The sequence below is a fragment of the Lactobacillus sp. M44 genome, from assembly GCF_058130005.1.
The window spans coordinates 70,110-89,699 of sequence record NZ_CM176707.1; the positions used below are offsets into that span (position 1 = coordinate 70,110).

Below are 19,590 nucleotides of genomic sequence, written 5' to 3' on the forward strand. Positions count from 1 at the left end.
TAAATAACTATTGTTATTTTTGTATATAAAAAAGTTAGATCTACATATAAGATCAAACTTTCACAACTTTTATAATGTTATTTTTCCTTCAACGATTAATTGATCACATTTTTCAGCGTCAAATGGATCTCCTACTTCAAATGAATCAGGTAAAACCATAATTCCACGTTTTTGTGGTGCGTGTTTCAGACTTAATTCTCGAGCTGAACAAATCATACCGTCTGATTCAACCCCTCTTAATTCTCCATCCCAAATTTGAACTCCATTTGGCATCAGTGTTCCATTTAAAGCAACAACTACTTTTTGACCTTGTGCTATATTTGGAGCTCCACATACAATTTGTACATTCGAACCTTTGCCTACATCAACAGTAGTTATTTTCAAGTGATCAGAATCTGGATGTGGTTCACAAGTTACTACGTAACCATACACTAAAGTAGGTTTTGGTGTATGCAATTCTTGTTTAAATCCAGCTTTTTTAATTATAGAATTTAAAATTGCAATTTGTTTTGAATCTAGCTTCACTTTACCATTTGGCATATTTTGATAATCTAGATATTTGTCTACATTGAAAAAGTTATAACCAATGACATGTTTTTGATCATTCAAAACTTCAGTCACATCATCTTTTTCAATAAAACCGCTACGTCCGTCATCTTGTCCCAAGATTACAATCATTGTATTTGGATAAGATTTTTTATTTATACTAATAATCATATTTTTCCTTCAATCGTTTAATTTAATGAATGTAAAAAATCTTCAACTTCTTGTTTAGTTTTCCGATCCTTATTAACTAGTCTACCAATTTCTTGACCATCTTGGTAGACAACTAAGCTAGGAATTCCAAAAATTCCAAGTTCTTTTGCAACATCCATCGCACCATCACGATCTATATTATAAAATTTAATATCAGGAAAATCATTTTCAATTTCTGGTAAATGCGGTTCCAAAAAATGACAATCGCCACACCAAGTTGCAGTAAATAACAATACTACTCTACCTTTTGCAATCAAAGACTTTAATTCATCTAATGTTAAAGTTGATTTTTGTTCCATAAATATTCACCTCTTATACTTACTTTTTACAAGTTGATTATATACGCTTATTTATTAATTAAAAATATTAATGCTCAAAATGTGCATATAATGCAAATATTGGATTGCCTTTTTGAGAAAACTTTTGTTCATATTCAGTTTCAACATTATTTTCCATCATATTAGAGTTATGTAAATCTAAGCTTACGAAATCAAAAATCATCCCAAAATTATTCATACTTTGCAAACTATATGCAAATAAGCCACTATTATCTGTTTTAAATTCAATATGACCATTTTGTTTTAAAACAGTTTTGTATTTTTCTAAAAAACTCTTATATGTCAATCTTCTTTTTTCATGACGTGTTTTAGGCCAAGGATCAGAAAAGTTAAGGTATATCACATGAGCACTGTTAGCTTTAAAAAAACTATCTAAATTGGCAGCATCAGCAACCATAATTTGCAAATTATCTAACTTTTCATCTAATTTTTTACGCAAAATCATCCCCGCTGCTGTAGTTTGTAATTCGATTCCCACAAAATTTTGATTAGGGTATTTTTTTGCTAAATCACAAATAAACTTGCCTTTACCAGAACCGATCTCAATTGATAATGGAGCAGATGAATTTTCAAAACGATTACCCCAATCTATATTTTTTTGTGGATCAGGCTCGTTTAACACAGCCTCAGGATGTTCTTGAACTAATTTTTGTGCCCAAGGTTTATTTCTTAATCTCATTTTCTTGTTCCCATCTTTTTAATTTTGTTTGGTAAGTAAATAAACATCAAAATTAACGAAAATCCGATAAAAATAGCTATATTTACTAACACAATTACCTTATTTTGAAAAATTATTAACCAGCTAAATCCTATAATTATAACTTCAATTAAAATGACATATCTAATTACTTTGATCAAAGCCAAATATTTACCAGATACATTGATTGGTTGAACATGATACATAACATTTCTTTTATAAGCATTAACAACAGGCAGCAGTTGATAAATCAGCAAATACATAAGCAAACATGACATAATAGTTGCCCAAGTTTGATTTTGTACAATAATAGCTACTAATATTCCAAATACTGTCATTCTAGCTATCAAATTCATATATTCAGGATTACGTAACAAAGTTCTTCTATATAAAAAGCTATTTGCATTTTCATCATTTAATTTTCTCGGTAATAAGAAGTCTAAATATTTACGTCTTTTAATTACGATGGCTTTTTCAGGTACATCAGTAAATAAACTATAAATACTATAAATCATATTTTTTCTTGCATTTTCATATGAAATAGCGTAATTCCAATCAAATAAATCATTACTAGTAATAGAATTATAGTACCAAATAGGTAATAAAATTAATATCAATAATAAAGTAAAATATCTTGCATTTGAATACAATGTAAATATCACCATTACAAACACTAATAAGTTATAGCCTAATAAATGACGTCGATGATTGAAATACATCCCATTCATTCTAAGCAATAACTGAATATATTTAGCACATATCAATAATATTATCAATGATACATATGTTGACAAAACAACAGAAGTTTTAACCATTACAAAGGGAAATAATATTGCACTAGTCAAAACTAACAATATTATTGGCAAAATCATACTATAGCGCAACAAAGGCATTAGATATTTAATTAATTCCTCGTCTTTAGTAAACAAAAATTGCTTATCCGCGTCTTCAAACAAAGTAGCTAATCTTCCAGATAAAAAAGGAAGAAAAATAATTATCCCAGCAATTAAGCGATAAAACCATATTTTATTGGGAATTTGTTTTAGCATTTTTGCATACCAAAACATTAATGCCCCAAACAAAAATATTATTGCAAGGATAAAAAAGTCATTAAAAACTAAAGTCAAAAAGTGTACTTGTTTTTTTAAATTTTGAGAAAGTCGTTTTTTTACTAGTTCATTCATTTGGTTACTCCTGACTTAAAATTTGATAGAGTTTATCAAAAGGATCTTTCTCACTTAAACCATAGTGTCGCCTGATCTCGCTAAGTGTTCCAATCGTTTCAATTGTGCCTTTATTTAATACTGCAAATTTTTGAACAACTTGCTGAGCATCAGACAAAATGTGTGTAGTCATTAATACCATCTTTTTATCAGCAATTGCTTGTTGCAATAATTTAATTAAATTTGCTACAGATAACGGATCTAATCCAGTAAATGGTTCATCAACAACTAATAAATCACTATCCGCCAAAAACGCGGTAACAATCATAACTTTTTGACGCATCCCTTTAGAAAAATGTATTGGCAGCCAGTCTAATTTATCATCTAACTTAAATTTTCTTAATAATTCATTTGCTCTATTCCATGCCTTATCTGGATTTAAATTATATGCCAGCATTGTTAATTCAATATGTTCTTTTAATGTCAATTCTGGATATAGTACAGGAACTTCAGGAATATATGCTAACTTTGTTTTAAATTTTGTAGGATTTTCAGTTATTTGCATATTATCTAAACTAATACTACCTTTTTGAGGACGTAATAATCCTAATATATGTTTAATGGTCGTTGATTTACCAGCACCATTTAAACCTATTAATCCTATTCCTTGCCCATTTTCAATGGTTAAGTTCACATCTTTAATGACAGGTGTAGCAAAATAGCCTCCTGTCAATTTTTTTATTTTTAATGTCATTGTGTTATTCCTTGCTTTAAAAATTCATATTTATGATAACATGAACTTGAATAAGTCTTAAACAATATTATATGGAGGAATTGATATGAATGATTTAGATCCAAGCTGTTTATTTTGTAAAATTATTGAAAAAAAGGTTCCTAGCTACCCTGTCTTTGAAAACGATGATGTTTATGCTTTCTTAGACTTAAGCCAAGTTACACCAGGTCATACTTTAATGGTACCTAAAAAACATATTGTAAATATTTTTGATTATAGCCAAGAAGATGCTGCAAGATTTTTACAATATTTGCCAATGATTGCTAATGCAATTAAAGCATCTAATCCTAAAATTATTGGAATGAATATTAACACTAATAATGGAAAAATTGCTGGTCAAGTTATCATGCATTCACATATTCATTTCATTCCAAGATATGCCGATGATGGGTTAAAAATAGCAACCAGAAATAACGCTTCCAAATACACAGCAGCAGACTATGAAGCGATTGCTACAAGCATACGAAATAATTTTCAAAACTAATATTTTTAGGTACAATGAATATAGATATTATTAAGAATTATTTTTAACAGAGGTAAATATTATGGATGTTTTTTTAATTGGTGCTGCAATTGGTGTTGTAGGTGGTAGTGTTCTTTCATTTATTAAAAACCCTTATACTGGAAATAAAGTTAAAGGGGATGTTAGAGACGCAATTGATAATTTTGAAGACTCAGTTGGACGTGCAAAAAATATATATCATGAACTTGAAGAAAAAAGAATGTATCCAGATCAACCAAAGCCAGTAAAAACTAAAACTGATGCTGAATCCGGCGCTTCTGAAGAAGAAAAATCAACTGCTGAAAAAGCAACTAAAATGGCTACAACTGACGCTGAAACTCACGCTTCCGAACATGAAGAACATAAAGAATCTAAAACCGATGCTGAGTCTGGTGTTTCTGAAGAAAAACCTGAAGTTAAACAAATGAAACCTACTCCCAAAATTGAGCGTGTTCCACAACATGTAACTTTAGGGGAAAAAGCACACGATTTTGTAGATGCTGTAACACATGCTTCATTTAAAGCAATTGACCATAAAAAGTTATTTGCAATGATTTTGGGCAAAAATAAAAAAGAAGACAAGAAAGATAATAAATAATGAAAAATTTTAGCTTTGGTTTTATAATTGGTGCTGCAATTGGTGTTGGCGTCAGCTTTTTAAAAAATCCAGAAACCAATAAAACCATAAAACATGAATTAAAAGAATACTTTGATGAAACTAATCAAAATGTCCAAAATTTTGCTACAGCCAGTAATCAACTGAAAAACTCAGTTTACAATTTTAAAACTGCTGCCGATGATAGTACAAAAACTACACAGGCTATTCAAAAAAGTCTAGATCATTTTAGCAGATATGCTGATCGCAAACTTAATAAAATGAATAAAAAAGCAGTAATACTTGAAAAAGAACTTGATGGTTTAGAAAACAATATTTCAAAAACTAGCAACTAAAACTTTCCCATCTGTAAAATTCAGGTGGTTTTTTTATAGATTAGTAAAGATTTGGTGATTAATTTGTGAATCCACAAACCAAAATAAGATTTTTATGCTATATTAATAACCAGTAATAAATTAAGAATTTGGAGATTTATTCATATGAAAAAATATTGGAAAAAAGCTGCCGCTGTATTAGCAGTTGCGGGAATCGCAGTATCAGCAACTGCTTGTTCAAGTAGCGCAACTATCGTTACTTATAAGGGTGGTAAGATTACTCAAGATGATTACTACAAGGATATGAAAAATACCCAAGCTGGTAAATCAGAACTTGCAAGTATGATTATCAACCGTGCATTAGAGGAACAATATGGTAAAAAAGTTTCTCAAAAAGATGTTGATAAACAATACAACTCCTATAAAAAGCAATATGGTAGTCAATTCTCTGCTGCATTGCAACAAAATGGAATGACACCATCTACTTTTAAACAAAACATTAAGACTAACTTATTAACTGAAGCTGCTTTAAAGAGCATCAAAAAAATCAGTAAAGCCGATGAAGAAAAAGCTTGGAAGAATTACCAACCTAAAGTTACTGTAGAACATATCTTAGTTTCAAAAGAATCAACTGCACAAGATATTATCAAGCAATTAGATAATGGTGCTAAATTTGGAGAATTAGCTAAGAAATATTCAACTGATACAGCAACTAAAAATAAAGATGGTAAGTTACCTGCATTTGATTCATCAGATCAAACTTTAGACCCTGATTTCAAGACTGCCGCATTTAAGTTAAAGACTGGTGAATATACTAAAACCCCAGTTAAATCTCAAGCTGGTTACCATGTAATTATGATGATCAAACACCCAAGCAAGGGTTCATTTGCCTCACATAAAAAAGAACTTGATAATCAAATTTATCAATCTATGGAAGGTAACCAAGAAATTATGCGCAGCGTAATCCAAACTGTATTGAAGCGCGCTGATGTTTCAATTAAAGATAAGGATATGTCTGACGTATTAACTCAATACTTGAATCCATCACCTGCACAAGGCGGACAACAAATAGCTGGTAACTAATTGCCAAACTAAAAAAGCTTTATCACAATTGTGATAAAGTCTTTTTTTTTACTCTAATTTTTGATATTCATCAAGATACTTGTCATTTAGTGGATGATAAAATCTGCGATTATCTTGTGATTGAATGAACTCTGTAAATTCTCCAGGTTCTGTATGTTGCAATGCATTTGTCACCGCATAAATCATTGCATCCATATCATCAATTCGATGTAATATTTCTGCCTCTAAAATTGCCGGTTTTTTAGGTGACCCATATTCTCCTTTTCCATGATGAGATAAAACCAGATGTCTAAGCAATAATAAATCTTCTTGTTCCAAATCAAAATGCAATGCAGTTGCTGCTAGAACAATTTGCTCATCAATAATTACCAAATGCCCTATTAAATTACCTTCAGTTGTATATTGAGTTGATACAGATCCAGATAATTCTAGAACTTTTCCCATATCATGCAAAATACATCCAGCATACAAAAGACTTGGATTTAACTGTGGATAATTTTGGACAATTGCTTTTGCATCCCTAAGCATTGACACAGTATGATATGCTAAGCCACCTTTTACTGCATGATGATTAGATTTACCAGCAGGATATTCAAAAAAGCGATCATGCCATTTATGCAATAAATACTTTACAATATCTTGCCACGTTTTATTTTCTATTTTTTCAATATATTTACTGATTTCATGCTCCATAGTTATCTCAGTTTCAGGGGCTTGTTTAATAAATTCTTTTAAATCATACCCTTCATTAAAACCAACTGGACGAATATTATATATCTTAATTTGAGTGCGACCTTGATATTCTTCTTTTTTACCATCAATTTCAACTAGTGTTCCAGCTTCAAATTTTAATGCGTCATTTTCAGAAGCATTCCAATAATGCCCTCTAATACTTTGAGTACTATCACTTAATTGTAATGTCAAAAAAAGCTTATCCTTTTTATTGCGTCTTAATTGCGAATTGCTAACTAATAATACAAGATCAAATTCTTCTTCATAATTGTAATCGCATAAATGTTTTAGCATGATTACTCCTCTTTTTTAAAAAATTACGGGATTGGCAGTCAAGCTAGCTGCTAAAGCTTTTTGGGCGGTAAATATTATAATTTGATTTTCCTTTGATATTTTTTCTAATAATTTTTCGATATATCCTATTCGCTGTGCATCAAAATTAACAAAAGAATCATCAATCAAAATTGGCAAATTAATTTCATCTTGGATTTGTTGCGCAAAAGCTAATTTTAATGCAAAGTACAATTGCTCTGACGTACCACGAGATAAATATTTTACTTCCACTTTTTTTCCATCATTTTTAATCGCATATAACTTCTTATCTAATTTTAAGCCATTATATATATTTCCAGTCAATAAACTAAAGAAATCATTTGCAGCACTTAACATTTTAGGGAATCTCTCATTAGATGCTAGATCTAGTGTACGAGAAATAACTTTTGCTGCAAACAAATTACTTAAATATTCAGACACACTATTTACTAGCATTGCTTGCGATTTTGCTAAATCCTGTTGATTATCAAATACAATATCAGAATCTGCTAATTGCTTTAATTCTAACTCATACTCTGCTTCTATTTTAGTTCTTTTTGTAATATCTGTATTTAAACTTTCCAATTTTTTTTGTAGATTTTTTGAATAATCATTAATTTGATTAGGGTTTGTATTATATTCCTGCATTTTTGCAAAGTCAGTTCCAATATTATCTTTTAAAGCTGTTAACTGTGTTTTTTGCTTTACTTGATTTAAATAATCTTGATAGTTTTCCTCATATTCCTTCAGATTTTCAACATTATTTGCAACTAAAATTGTCTTTAATTGCAATTGCACTTGTTTTAATTCCAATGATATTTGCTTCAATTGATCTTGTAAATAATTATATGAATTTCTTTGAGATTTATCTTGATCTAACTCTAAAGTAAATTGGTCAATTATGTTGATCAACAAATTATAGTCTATTGGCTTTTCAATAATATTTTCTACTTCACTAATATAATTTTGTTCATTAGCTTTTAGTTGGCCTACCTGTGCTGATTTATTTTTAACAGCATATAATTTTAAACGATATTGCTGTGCTTGTTGCAAAATTACATTTACATCATCATTAATATTTAAGCGATAGTTTTCTTGATATTCAGCTAATTTTTGTTGATGTTGCTTAATTTGTTTATTATAATTTTGAACTTTTTGTTTGTTTTTATTATTACTAATAAATCCGTATCCTAAACTGACAACACCTGCTATAACTAACAAAATACTCAAAGGAGTTGCTGTCAATAATAAAATTCCAACAATAATTAAAATTGCTCCTAAATATATTCCTATTCGATTGTCTGTTGCAGCAGGTTGTTCAATAGGTAATTTTAAAATTGTATAATCTGATTTCAACTTAGCAATTTGATCATCTGTAAATTGTGCAATTAATGGGATACTACTGTTCAATTTTTTTATTTCTTGTTGCTCTAATTGTAATTGTTTTAATTCTTCAGTTCTTTGCAATAAATCACTGTGATTTTGTAAAATTTGAGCCTTCTGATTAACAATATTTTTCTTTTGTATACTCTGTGAGTCATCTAATTTTATCTTTGATAATTTTTCTTCAACTTCTTTTTTCTGTTTATCCAAATTATTAATTTGTGCATTAATATTTTGAGCTCTTTGATAATCCTTTGCATTAAAGTTGATATTTTTAATAGTTTCTTTTAACTGCAACCACTTTTTATAATTAATTAACTTTGATTGCAATTTTCCATTCTTGGCAAGTTCATTTTGAATTGTATCTCTATTTTTTATTAATTTCGCTAAGGTATTTTGTTCTTGAAGTTTATTTGCTGATATTTGGCGATATTGATCAAATTGTTCTAGATTTTGATTCAAATTATTTTGTTGTTCATAAGCTTTTGCTAATAATTGATTAACTTCAGGTTTTCGCCCAGTTTTTTTAAATAACCCATCTGCTTGTTTATTAAATTGGTCGCGATAATCCAGTAACTTATTACTTTGAGCCATCCCTAAATAATATATTTGTTCTAACAATTCTTGTTGGGATAATTCAGAAATATGTCCCAGCATATCTTGGTTAAAAATAAAACTATCAGCATAAAAACTACCATTAATATCTTTAATCTTATCAAAAAATAAGTTTTCTGGAACTAATTGTCCATTTAATTTTACAGTTAATGTGCCTTTTTTAGATTCATCTCCTTTAGACCATACTCGATGAAGCAAAAACTTATCCCCTGAACTATCCACAAATAATAGTTCTCCACCCATTGGAAATTTTTTTGATAAAGGAACATAATCTTCAAAAAAGGCTGATTTTTTATTTTTCAAGTGAAAACCAAATAATATCTGCTTAATAAAAGCTACAGTAGTACTTTTCCCAGCTTCATTTGCCCCATAAAACACATTGAGTTGCTCACTTGGTAAATCAAAAGTCACATTTGAAAGCTGACCAAAATTGATAATATTAATTTGTTTCAGTTTCATCTTGTAATCCTTTCAATTTTTGACTTAATTTAACTTGTGTATACTGTCTTATTTGCTTTAAAAAAGCTGGATCTTGAAACATTTTTTTTAAATAATCAGACTTTTTAGCTAGATCAATTGTGTTTTTATTAAAACTATTTATCTCAAATACCTCATTAGTAGCTTTAGTTAAAATAGCTTGATCTGTTTTATTTAAAATAATTTGTTTTGAAGCTTGCAATCTTGCATCTACAATAGTTGAATTATATTTTAATTCACTAGATAATACTTGCCAAAAGTCGGTATCTTTTACCAATTCACTTTCTTCAACAGTTAAATTTTGAGCATGATTTATCTTTAAACATACAAATGATTCTTGTGATAAATTTTTATTAATATTTTGAACCAATAATTTTTTCAAATCACTTTTAGAAATTGAATTTAGTATATCAACTTCTACAACACTCCAAATAATAGGACTTGTAGGAATAAATTTTAACTCAACTTTATTTTGGGCATCTATTTGTCCAAAATATGCACCTTTTCGACCTAATTCATTGATATGACGACCTTGTATATTACCACTATAGGCAATCAAAGGTAGTTGATTTAAAATCTGTCTTTTATGGATATGACCTAAAGCAAAATAATCATAATTTAAATGTCGCAATTCATCTATTGTAAAAGGGGCATAATCATTATTTGAAATTGACATCTTTTCCCCAGAATGCATCAATCCAAATGTGAATAATTTAGAATTTTTGGGAATAAATTCTGGAATTTTATCCTCTTTAATATGATTATGTGCATATGAAAAGCCATTAACTAAATATTTAAAACCATTTTTTGTTTCAAATAAACTTTGTTCTACTTTTTCATTATTGCCTAGTAATTTAAAATATGGACTTTTTTCGATCAATAAATCATCTATTTTCATAAAGTCATGATTACCAAAGATCATTACAACTTGAATTTTTTCATCAGTCAAACGTTTTATTTGTTTTGAAAAAAACAGTTGGCTTTTAGGGCTTGGATGATTGCTATCAAAAGTATCACCAGCAATTAAAACTAGATCAACATTATTTTTTATAGCAAAATCAACTAATTTTTTAAATGAGCTATTTGCGGCATTATGGATTTCGTGATAGGTTTTAGATGATAAAAAAGATAGCCCAGCAAATGGACTATCTAGATGTGCATCAGCAATGTGCAGAAATTTCATATTATTTATTGTCTCTTAACTTTTCATACAAATCAGCCATAGGCTTAGTTAGAGTTTTTTGAACTTCATCAAGTTTTGAATAAACTTTTTCTTCCGCTTGAATCAAAGTCTTCATTTTATCATTGTCTTGTAATTTCTTATTTAGATCTTCGTATTTAGTGCGCATATCCGCAGTTAAATCACGACCATGTTGTTGTGCTTCCATGATTTGACCTTGTAAATTATTCATTTCATGATAAAGTGCATTACTAGTAGCATCTTTTTTCACATCTTCAAGAGCAGCTTGTAAGTCTTTAAATTCTTTTGTATCTTTAAAATCTGATGCCAACTTCTTAGCTGTTTCATTAATATTATACATTGGGCTTTAATTCCTCCTTAAATTTAATGTCCAAAAAAGCCTTTGATATCATTATACCATTCATTTACTTTTTGCCCTGCACTTTGGAACCCATTTTGAATATTTTGTTGTGCATTTGAAAGCCAATCATTATTTGAACCATTATTTTGAGAAATGCTTTGAGCTGGTTTCTCTTTAAACTGGGTTCCTTTTGTATATGGTAAAATTCCATTCATTTCAGAGCGATACAACCTAGTAATTCCAGTTTCTGAAATTCCCTGCATAAAATGGCTTTCATCTGTTCTATCAAATCCAACCCATGTTGAAACTACAACATCTGGTGTATATCCAACGATCCATTGATCTTTAGTGCCATAGCCATAACTATTAGGTACTTCAGTTGAACCAGTCTTTCCTGCGACTTGATATCCAGAAGGCTGAGCTGACACAGCAGTACCATTAGTAAAAACTCCTAAAAGCATTGAGGTCATTTCCTTAGCCGTATTAGTCGTAATAATTCGATGTGAGCCTGGATTTTGATTACTTGCAATGACATTGCCACTTGCATCAGTAATTTTAGTAATAAAGTATTCATTATTTGGCAAGTTACCATTATTATCAAAAGCACAATATGCACGTGCCATTTGAAGTGGTGAAACACCTGTGGATAAGCCACCTAGTGCTAAAGCTAAATTTCGATCTTTTTTGTTCACCGTAATGCCAAAGTTTTGAACAGATTGAACACCTTTATTTACACCGATTTTGTCCAATAACCAAACGGCTGGCACATTTTTACTTTGGGCAACTGCAGTATACATTGGAATTTCGTTAGAGTATAAGTTATCCACATTATGCGGTTCATAACCATTTTTTCCAAATTTTTGTAATCGATTTGATAGCATCGAATCATAATGAAATCCATTTTGCAAGGCAGGTGAATAAACAGCAAGTGGCTTCATTGATGATCCTGGTTGTCTTTTCATTTGAGTTGCACGATTATATCCTCTAAACACATGCTTCCCGCACCCTCCAACTACTGCTCTTACAGCTCCAGTTTTAGGATCCATTGCAACGCTAGCACCTTGAACTTCAGTGCCATCAGCAGAAGCTAATGGAAAATTTTGAGTCGTTTCAAAACTAAGCTGCATCTGTCTTTGATAATCAGGATTTAGGGTGGTGTAAATCTTTAAGCCTTTATTCATGACATCTTCTTCACTTAATCCATAACGATTAATTGCTTCATTAACGACTGCATCAAAAAAATATGGATAGCGATAACCATTTTCTTGGGTAAAGTTATCTTTTAAATTTAAACCTACTTTTTTATTAACATCTGCGCTATTTTGTGAAAGTTTACGATTGTCAACCATTAACTGCAAAACTACATTTCTACGCTGCAGAGCATTAGTCATATGATCAATTGGATTATAATAACTTGGACTTTTTAGCATCCCTGCCAGTGTGGCAGCTTGACTTGGAGTTAACTCACTTGCATCTTCGCCAAAATACTTATGTGATGCATCCTGCACTCCCCAGACACCATTGCCAAAGTAAGCATTATTTAAATACATTGTTAAGATATCTCTTTTTGAATACACATGATTTATTTCAATTGCAAAAAACAATTCTTCTAACTTTCTAGAAAAAGTTTGTTTTTGAGTTAATAATGCATTTTTGGCTAACTGCTGAGTTAAAGTAGAACCTCCCCCAGAGATATCTCCATGATGAATGATTAATCCAAGTGCAGCTCGCGCCATCCCTTTAATACTAAAGCCAGGATTTGTATAAAAAGTTCGATCTTCCGTGGAAATTACTGCATTTTGCATATTAGGAGAAATTTGATTCAAATTTACAAAAGTTCCTTTTTGCGAATATAACTCTCCTGCTTTTTGATTTTTATCATCATATATTGTCGTAGTTGTAGATAAAGCAGCTTTTAAATTAGCTATATTTGAAGTCTTAACTTTAATAGTATAATAAGTACAAGTAACTAAAGCTAAGCTAAGAACTAGCAAAATTAACCATCTAATAATTTGAAAACGATGATTAAATTGCTTCATAGCTTCACAGACACGATGATCCCAAGGCTCGGTTCTTAGTGGCATATATTTGCTCCCTTACTAAAATAATATAATGATTTTATCACACAATATCATGTCTATTTTATAAAATGTATCATTTTAAGATTTATTATGAATTCATATCAATTTAAATTAACTTATCCAAATAAACAACCTATTTCAGTCAAACAATTAATTAAAAACTTACTCATCTCTAGAAAGTGGAGACATTATTTGCGAATAGAAAAAAATATTTTAATTAACAATCGCTACCTTAATTTTAATGAATTGGTTAATCCAAATGACCAAATTACTATTAACTTAACTCATGTAGAATCTAATCAACAAAAATATTCACCAAGTAACCATCTGCCAGAGATAGTTTATGAAGATGACAATATCATCATAATTAATAAACCCTCTGGTCAAAAAACGCACCCTAATTTAAACGAAACTAATACTGCATTAAATGATGTAGCCTTATATTTAGGTTATTCACCTTATATTGTCCATAGACTAGATATGTTAACTAGTGGCTTATTACTAATTGCTAAAAATCCCGCAGTAGTACCTATTTTAAATAAAGAATTAACTGATAAAACCTTGCAAAGACACTATTTTGCAAAAGTAAAAACTAAGCTTGATATGCCTATTAAAGGCGTGATTAATCAACCTATTGGACAAGATCCAAACGATCCAAGAAAAAGAATGATTACATCATCTGGAAAACATGCTGTAACACATTATGAATTAATTGAGCGAACTGATTTAGTTACTACATATAAATTAACTCTAGAAACTGGACGTACTCATCAAATCAGAGTCCATTTGGCAGCTATTGACTTACCAATAATTGGTGATCCTTTATATAATCCAAAATTTAATGGGGAAAAGCTGCAGTTAACTGCATACCAACTGTCTTTTATTGAACCATTTTCTTTTGATAGAAAAACTATTTCTTTATCTAAAAATCACAAAACAAAAAGCTGATAATTCATTTTACCAGCATTTATTTTAACTATTTATTATCTTCAGATGGGAAAATCTTATCTGGGTTCAAAATAAAGTTAGGATCAAATACTTTTTTGATTTTTCTTAGCAACTTTGCATAATCTTTCCCATAATATTCTTCAAACCAAGGTTGTCTCACATAGCCTATACCATGTTCTCCTGACATATTTCCATCTAATGATTTAGCAGTCCTATATAATTCAGTGATAACTTGTTCACTTTTTTGTTTGTACTCAACTTCACTCATATCATCCATGCAAAGATAAATATGAATATTACCATCTCCTGCATGACCAAAGCTAGGAATTCTCATACTTACTTGCTCTTCAAGTTCGTTAATACGATGCAACACATCAGGTATATGACTAATTGGTACACAAATATCAACTTCATCTACTTGAGGGGTAGATTTTTGAATTGCAAGAAGTAATTCTTCACGACATTTCCAAATTTTCTTTGCTTCCTCAGAATCGGCATTTAAAACAGTTGCATTCATTGCATTGAATTTTTTTACTGATTTTAGCGTCTGTTTTAATTCTGCATCAAGTTCAGCTTTAGTAAAAGCATCAAAACCTAAAATAATAAAACCATTGCCTGATTCAATAGGGAATTTATCATCAAAGTATTTTTCCCATAAGTTAATAATTTTTCGACCCATAAATTCAACTGTAGTAGGAACTACGCCAGAAGCTAAGATAGCTGGAACTGATTTAATTGCATCATCTAAAGTAGGAAATGGAATAATTGCATTAATTGAATTCTTAAATTTAGGATAAAGTCTAATTGTAACTTCTACTATTGCAGCAAGTGTACCTTCAGAGCCAATAATTAAATCTTTTAGCGAATATCCAGATGACGATTTTACTGCTTTAGCACCAAATTTATATAACTTTCCATCAGTTAAAACTACTTTTAATTCACGAATATGTTCTCTAGTAACACCATATTTAACTGCTTTTAATCCACCTGCATTAGTTGCAACATTACCACCAATTGAAGCCCAATGCATTGCAGGAGCTGGCATATAAGTAAATGGTTTATCAGCTAAATAATCTTCAATATCTTTTAATCTGACTCCTGCTTGAACAGTCATTGTTAAACTATCTGGATCATAGTCTAAAATTTTATTCATTTTAACCATATCAAGTGAAATACCACCATCAATTGTTAGATTATTGCCCATTAAGCCAGTTGAATTTCCTCTTGGTACAATTGGAATATTATAGTCACTAGCATATTTCATAACTTGTTCAACTTCTTTGTTAGTTATTGGTTGGATAACTAAGTCAGGCATTGCTTTAGTAGTTTTAAGTTGATCATGATCCCAATGAGCTGTTGGCTCAGTAATAAACCGCTTTGAATCAGAAATATAATTACTTAAAGTTTTAATATCTTCTTGATTTATCTGGTGATATTTCATTATCTAGTTCCTCGTATTATTTAGATTAAATTGTAATAATTACCATTATTAATTTAAAAGTTTTTTGTAAGCGATGTCAATTAGATAATAAAAAAATACCCTGCATATAGGCAGAGTATCCTAAGCATTTTAAATAATTAGATTATTCTTCGTTTAATGAAGCTTCATCAAATTTAACAGCTGAATCTTTTGAGTCAATAGGAGCAGTTCCCATCCAAGAAATCATTTGTTTCATCTTGTCAGTAATTGCATCTGTACCAGCTCTTAACAACTTACGAGGGTCATAACCCTTGTTAGCTTTATCCAAGTCTTTTTCGTCTAAAATGTATTGACGAGTAGCTTCTTGGAATGCTAATTGGAATTCAGTATTGATGTTAATCTTAGCAACACCTAATTGAATAGCTTTTTCAATTTGGTCTTGAGGAATACCAGAACCACCATGTAATACCAATGGTACGTTAACTGCATCAGCAATTTCTTTCAAACGAGTGAAGTTCAAACCTTGCCAATCAGCTGGGTACACACCATGAATATTACCAATACCAGCAGCTAACTTGTCAACACCAGCAGCAACAAAGGCTTTAGCATCTTCAACAGTTGCTAATTCTCCACCTTCAGCACCTTGGTTTTCACCAATTTTACCAATTTCAGCTTCAACAGAGATTCCTCTTTCGTGAGCTAATTTAACGATTTCCTTAGTCTTAGCTAAGTTTTCGTCAGTTGGCAATTTATGTCCATCAAACATAACTGATGAATAACCTAATGCGATACATTCTTTAGCTGATTCAAAATCACCATGATCTAAGTTCATAATTACAGGAACATCCATGTCCATGTTGTCCATTTCATTAAGAACTAGATCTTTAACAGTCTTGTAGCCACCCATGTATTTAGCAGCACCAGTTGAAACTTGAATCAATAATGGAGTTCTAGTTTCCTTAGCACCCTTAATCAATGCACGAGTCCATTCAAGGTTGTTAGTGTTGTATGCACCAACAGCATAGTGATGTTCACGAGCAGCTTTAAGAATTTCGTTACCATTTACAAAATATGCCATTAAAAAATACCTCCTAGTTTTTTTTAACACATGAGTATTTTACTCTCTAGTATCAAAATTAACAAGTTTTCTACAAAAATTACATTTCTTTTGGAGCTTTTACCCCTAATAAACGCAAACTTTCAGTCAAAACAATTGAAGTTGATTCAACTAATGCTAGTCTTGCAGGTAAGTTTTCATCATCAACCAATATTTTGACATTTGCATAATATTTATTAAACTTCTTAGCTAAATTTAATGCATATTTTGCAATAATTGAAGGTTCAAATTTTGAAGCAGCTCTAGCAACAGTTTCTTTGAAATCAGCAATTTGCTTAGCTACCGCAAATGACCATTCATCATCTAATTGAATATTGCTTACTTCAGGCTTTGTTTTAGCGCGACGCAACACACTTTGAGCACGTGCATTAGTATATTGAACATAAGGGCCAGTATCGCCTTCAAAGCGAACAACTTCTTGTAAATCAAAGTCAAAATTATCAGTACGTTCGTTTTTCAAATCATGGAAAATTACCGCACCAACACCCACTTCATGTGCAACTTGATCTTTATTAGCTAAATTTGGATTCTTAGTTTCAATTTGCTCTTTGGCAAGTGAAACTGCATCAGATAAAACTTGGTCTAGTAAAACTACATTACCTTTTCTAGTAGATAATTTTTTACCATTATGTGTAATTAAGCCAAATGGGATGTGATAAATATCATCTGCCCAGCTGTATCCCATCTTTTTCAAAACGCCCTTTAATTGTTTAAAGTGAATCGCTTGTTCATTACCTACAACATATAAAGACATCACAAAATTATATTTATGTTTGCGATAAATTGCGGCAGCTAAATCACGGGTAATATACAAACTAGTGCCATCAGACTTTTCAATTAAGGCTGGATTATCATCGCCTAAATCAACAACTTGTGCACCACGTGATTCATGTAATAAACCTTTTTGTTTTAACTCATCAATTACAGGCTGCATTTTATCATTAAAGAAACTTTCTCCATCATATGAATCAAACTTAATACCCAGTTCATCATAAATGCGATTAAATTCTTTTAAAGATGCATCCCTAAACCACTTCCATAATTCTTTTGCTTCACTATTACCTTCTTCAAGTTTTTTAAACCAAGCGCGCGCTTCGTCATCTAATTCAGGGTTAGTTTCTGCTTCTTTATGAAATTTAACATATAGTTTCAATAATGTATTAATTGGATCTTTTTTGACTTGATCTTCATCGCCCCATAACTTATAGGCTACGATTAACTTACCAAATTGAGTACCATAGTCTCCTAAATAATTAATTTTAATTGGATGATATCCAACTTTAGTCAAAATCTCTGCAATAGAATTACCTATCACAGTAGATCTCAAATGTCCCATAGACATAGGTTTTGCAATATTAGGACTAGACATATCAATTGGAACATTACCCGAACCCAATTTTTGGTGACCATAGCTTGTTTTTTCATTCATAACTTCTAATAATGTAGAAGCAATTAATTCATTATGATTAATTGAAAAGTTAACATACGGACCTACTGCAGTAATTTTAGAAAAATTCGTATCATGAATTTTTTCTGCAATTTCACTTGCAATTACTACTGGTGATTTACGTTCTTGTTTTGCCAATATAAAAGTTGGAAAAGCATAATCACCTAATTTTTCATTTTTAGGACGTTCAATTAACTTAGCAACCTGATCTTCAGGAAAATCTATTTGCTGAGTAATTGCATCTACTACTTGTTGTTTAAAATCCATTTTTTCACCTCAAAATAAAACGCCTCTTCTTCTATTTTTTCTAGAAAAAGAGGCGAGCATATTACCCGCGGTACCACTCTAATTGATGAGATTCATCCGCTTTGTTATTTACATTTTTTGATGTCAAACACGCCTTCATTTGTTTGCTTTATCTATCTTACACCAACATAGACTCGCTAAAAAAGCAATTCAAATTACTACTTCTGACAATTCTGTATTATAACAGGTATTACTATGCTATGCTAATAAATTTGATTATTTTCAATTATAACCTTAGTCCTTACTGGTAATTGATCGTAAAACCATTTAGCATCAGACACTGTTAATCTAATGCACCCATGAGAAGCAGGTTGTTTACCTAACTTAGCAGCCTCTGTTAAATTATAACGTCCACCTGTTGTAATAACTGTTGAATGGAATAAATATACTCCATGATCTTTCCATGATACATACCAATTACCACCAGCAGCTTCTGAAGCAATATAGAATTGCTTACCACGTTCTGCCTGGACATGATAAGTACCAGTTGGAGTTAGGCTTTTACCATTTACAAACATCCCAGCTGATGAATACATAGTATAAATTACATTATTACCAGACACTACATAAGTTCTATTTCCTAAAATAGATACACGAAGCCATAAGTTATGTCCCAATTTAAATATTTTCGATCAGTTTGTTTGTGCAAATTGTCTATAATTTCTGTAAACATCGAAGTATCAACTTTTGATCGCTCTTTAGTAGATGAATTTTCAAATTTTTTATCATATCTTTGGTTAGTCTGTTATAACCGATTAATAAATCTTTGGTTCTGTTTTTTTACCTAATAGAGCGGCACACATGGAAAGCGATGTGTGCTTCTTTTTTTTGCTTTAAATTATTCTCGTTTAAGTCCTCGTTTTCTCAAAAACGCTTGTTTAGCTAATTCTTTTTGGAAGATGTTTTAGATTTAATCTCTTTGGTTTGTACATTGAATTGCTCTTGGATT

19 protein-coding genes are annotated in these 19,590 nt (G+C 30.6%); 5 read left to right on the forward strand and 14 right to left on the reverse strand.

Annotated elements, in window-relative coordinates:
• Positions 1-69 precede the first annotated feature (69 nt).
• The 5 genes from ytpR to AC38BG_RS00475 form a co-directional block, all read right to left on the reverse strand.
• The gene (ytpR, locus tag AC38BG_RS00455) at positions 70-717 is read right to left on the reverse strand and encodes a YtpR family tRNA-binding protein (protein ID WP_489937221.1); all 648 of its coding nucleotides are present in this window, start codon (positions 715-717) and stop codon (positions 70-72) included.
• A gap of 17 nt (positions 718-734) precedes the next feature.
• The gene (locus AC38BG_RS00460) at positions 735-1,055 is read right to left on the reverse strand and encodes a thioredoxin family protein (RefSeq protein ID WP_489937222.1); all 321 of its coding nucleotides are present in this window, start codon (positions 1,053-1,055) and stop codon (positions 735-737) included.
• 67 nt (positions 1,056-1,122) lie between these two features.
• On the reverse strand, positions 1,123-1,773 hold the full coding sequence (gene trmB, locus AC38BG_RS00465; RefSeq protein WP_489937223.1) for a tRNA (guanosine(46)-N7)-methyltransferase TrmB: 651 nt from the start codon (positions 1,771-1,773) through the stop codon (positions 1,123-1,125).
• Positions 1,770-2,975: an ABC transporter permease gene (locus AC38BG_RS00470; RefSeq protein WP_489937224.1), complete on the reverse strand. Its 1,206-nt coding sequence runs from the start codon at positions 2,973-2,975 to the stop codon at positions 1,770-1,772. Before AC38BG_RS00470 ends, trmB begins: the two co-directional genes overlap by 4 nt.
• A 4-nt stretch (positions 2,976-2,979) precedes the next feature.
• Complete coding sequence (locus AC38BG_RS00475; protein ID WP_489937225.1) at positions 2,980-3,708, reverse strand: ABC transporter ATP-binding protein; 729 nt, start codon at positions 3,706-3,708, stop codon at positions 2,980-2,982.
• An 85-nt stretch (positions 3,709-3,793) separates the two neighbouring features.
• Between AC38BG_RS00475 and AC38BG_RS00480 the strand changes: the two genes are divergently transcribed.
• The 4 genes from AC38BG_RS00480 to AC38BG_RS00495 all read left to right on the forward strand — a co-directional run bounded on the left by AC38BG_RS00480 (position 3,794) and on the right by AC38BG_RS00495 (position 6,262).
• Positions 3,794-4,231 (forward strand): HIT family protein, encoded by a 438-nt coding sequence (locus AC38BG_RS00480; RefSeq protein WP_489937226.1) that lies wholly within the window; start codon positions 3,794-3,796, stop codon positions 4,229-4,231.
• 61 nt (positions 4,232-4,292) lie between these two features.
• Positions 4,293-4,847 (forward strand): hypothetical protein, encoded by a 555-nt coding sequence (locus AC38BG_RS00485; RefSeq protein ID WP_489937227.1) that lies wholly within the window; start codon positions 4,293-4,295, stop codon positions 4,845-4,847.
• Positions 4,847-5,200 (forward strand): hypothetical protein, encoded by a 354-nt coding sequence (locus AC38BG_RS00490; protein WP_489937228.1) that lies wholly within the window; start codon positions 4,847-4,849, stop codon positions 5,198-5,200. The genes AC38BG_RS00485 and AC38BG_RS00490 overlap by 1 nt, the downstream gene beginning before the upstream one ends.
• A gap of 144 nt (positions 5,201-5,344) precedes the next feature.
• A complete protein-coding gene (locus AC38BG_RS00495; RefSeq protein WP_489937229.1) occupies positions 5,345-6,262 on the forward strand; it encodes a peptidylprolyl isomerase PrsA in 918 nt (305 codons plus the stop codon).
• Between the two features lie 48 nt (positions 6,263-6,310).
• On the opposite strand, the gene AC38BG_RS00500 is transcribed toward AC38BG_RS00495, so the two are convergent.
• From AC38BG_RS00500 to AC38BG_RS00520, 5 genes are read right to left on the reverse strand one after another with little or no spacing between them, the layout of a single operon-like run.
• Positions 6,311-7,288 (reverse strand): 3'-5' exoribonuclease YhaM family protein, encoded by a 978-nt coding sequence (locus tag AC38BG_RS00500; RefSeq protein WP_489937230.1) that lies wholly within the window; start codon positions 7,286-7,288, stop codon positions 6,311-6,313.
• Between the two features lie 15 nt (positions 7,289-7,303).
• On the reverse strand, positions 7,304-9,763 hold the full coding sequence (locus AC38BG_RS00505) for an ATP-binding protein (RefSeq protein WP_489937231.1): 2,460 nt from the start codon (positions 9,761-9,763) through the stop codon (positions 7,304-7,306).
• Positions 9,744-10,964 carry a metallophosphoesterase family protein gene (locus AC38BG_RS00510; protein ID WP_489937232.1) on the reverse strand — a complete coding sequence of 407 codons (1,221 nt, stop codon included), beginning with the start codon at positions 10,962-10,964 and terminating at the stop codon, positions 9,744-9,746. Before AC38BG_RS00510 ends, AC38BG_RS00505 begins: the two co-directional genes overlap by 20 nt.
• A 1-nt stretch (position 10,965) precedes the next feature.
• On the reverse strand, positions 10,966-11,322 hold the full coding sequence (locus AC38BG_RS00515; RefSeq protein ID WP_489937233.1) for a YlbF family regulator: 357 nt from the start codon (positions 11,320-11,322) through the stop codon (positions 10,966-10,968).
• 23 nt (positions 11,323-11,345) lie between these two features.
• Positions 11,346-13,406, reverse strand: coding sequence for a PBP1A family penicillin-binding protein (locus tag AC38BG_RS00520; protein ID WP_489937234.1), 2,061 nt, complete (start codon positions 13,404-13,406; stop codon positions 11,346-11,348).
• 87 nt (positions 13,407-13,493) lie between these two features.
• Between AC38BG_RS00520 and AC38BG_RS00525 the strand changes: the two genes are divergently transcribed.
• Positions 13,494-14,351 carry an RluA family pseudouridine synthase gene (locus AC38BG_RS00525; protein ID WP_489937235.1) on the forward strand — a complete coding sequence of 286 codons (858 nt, stop codon included), beginning with the start codon at positions 13,494-13,496 and terminating at the stop codon, positions 14,349-14,351.
• A gap of 28 nt (positions 14,352-14,379) precedes the next feature.
• Here AC38BG_RS00525 and AC38BG_RS00530 read toward each other — a convergent pair whose 3' ends face one another.
• The 4 genes from AC38BG_RS00530 to AC38BG_RS00545 all read right to left on the reverse strand — a co-directional run bounded on the left by AC38BG_RS00530 (position 14,380) and on the right by AC38BG_RS00545 (position 19,258).
• A complete protein-coding gene (locus AC38BG_RS00530) occupies positions 14,380-15,792 on the reverse strand; it encodes an FAD-binding oxidoreductase (protein WP_489937236.1) in 1,413 nt (470 codons plus the stop codon).
• Between the two features lie 142 nt (positions 15,793-15,934).
• Positions 15,935-16,849 carry a class II fructose-bisphosphate aldolase gene (locus AC38BG_RS00535; RefSeq protein ID WP_489937237.1) on the reverse strand — a complete coding sequence of 305 codons (915 nt, stop codon included), beginning with the start codon at positions 16,847-16,849 and terminating at the stop codon, positions 15,935-15,937.
• Positions 16,850-16,928: 79 nt separating this feature from the next.
• On the reverse strand, positions 16,929-18,602 hold the full coding sequence (gene argS / locus AC38BG_RS00540) for an arginine--tRNA ligase (protein ID WP_489937238.1): 1,674 nt from the start codon (positions 18,600-18,602) through the stop codon (positions 16,929-16,931).
• Positions 18,603-18,844: 242 nt separating this feature from the next.
• Positions 18,845-19,258, reverse strand: coding sequence for a L,D-transpeptidase (locus AC38BG_RS00545; protein WP_489937239.1), 414 nt, complete (start codon positions 19,256-19,258; stop codon positions 18,845-18,847).
• Positions 19,259-19,590 lie beyond the last annotated feature (332 nt).

Coding starts and splice junctions, on each gene's coding strand:
- ytpR (WP_489937221.1), bottom strand. CDS start 717: ATGATTATTAGTATAAATAAAAAATCTTATCCAAATACAATGATTGTA.
- AC38BG_RS00460 (WP_489937222.1), bottom strand. CDS start 1,055: ATGGAACAAAAATCAACTTTAACATTAGATGAATTAAAGTCTTTGATT.
- trmB (WP_489937223.1), bottom strand. CDS start 1,773: ATGAGATTAAGAAATAAACCTTGGGCACAAAAATTAGTTCAAGAACAT.
- AC38BG_RS00470 (WP_489937224.1), bottom strand. CDS start 2,975: ATGAATGAACTAGTAAAAAAACGACTTTCTCAAAATTTAAAAAAACAA.
- AC38BG_RS00475 (WP_489937225.1), bottom strand. CDS start 3,708: ATGACATTAAAAATAAAAAAATTGACAGGAGGCTATTTTGCTACACCT.
- AC38BG_RS00480 (WP_489937226.1), top strand. CDS start 3,794: ATGAATGATTTAGATCCAAGCTGTTTATTTTGTAAAATTATTGAAAAA.
- AC38BG_RS00485 (WP_489937227.1), top strand. CDS start 4,293: ATGGATGTTTTTTTAATTGGTGCTGCAATTGGTGTTGTAGGTGGTAGT.
- AC38BG_RS00490 (WP_489937228.1), top strand. CDS start 4,847: ATGAAAAATTTTAGCTTTGGTTTTATAATTGGTGCTGCAATTGGTGTT.
- AC38BG_RS00495 (WP_489937229.1), top strand. CDS start 5,345: ATGAAAAAATATTGGAAAAAAGCTGCCGCTGTATTAGCAGTTGCGGGA.
- AC38BG_RS00500 (WP_489937230.1), bottom strand. CDS start 7,288: ATGCTAAAACATTTATGCGATTACAATTATGAAGAAGAATTTGATCTT.
- AC38BG_RS00505 (WP_489937231.1), bottom strand. CDS start 9,763: ATGAAACTGAAACAAATTAATATTATCAATTTTGGTCAGCTTTCAAAT.
- AC38BG_RS00510 (WP_489937232.1), bottom strand. CDS start 10,964: ATGAAATTTCTGCACATTGCTGATGCACATCTAGATAGTCCATTTGCT.
- AC38BG_RS00515 (WP_489937233.1), bottom strand. CDS start 11,322: ATGTATAATATTAATGAAACAGCTAAGAAGTTGGCATCAGATTTTAAA.
- AC38BG_RS00520 (WP_489937234.1), bottom strand. CDS start 13,406: ATGCCACTAAGAACCGAGCCTTGGGATCATCGTGTCTGTGAAGCTATG.
- AC38BG_RS00525 (WP_489937235.1), top strand. CDS start 13,494: ATGAATTCATATCAATTTAAATTAACTTATCCAAATAAACAACCTATT.
- AC38BG_RS00530 (WP_489937236.1), bottom strand. CDS start 15,792: ATGAAATATCACCAGATAAATCAAGAAGATATTAAAACTTTAAGTAAT.
- AC38BG_RS00535 (WP_489937237.1), bottom strand. CDS start 16,849: ATGGCATATTTTGTAAATGGTAACGAAATTCTTAAAGCTGCTCGTGAA.
- argS (WP_489937238.1), bottom strand. CDS start 18,602: ATGGATTTTAAACAACAAGTAGTAGATGCAATTACTCAGCAAATAGAT.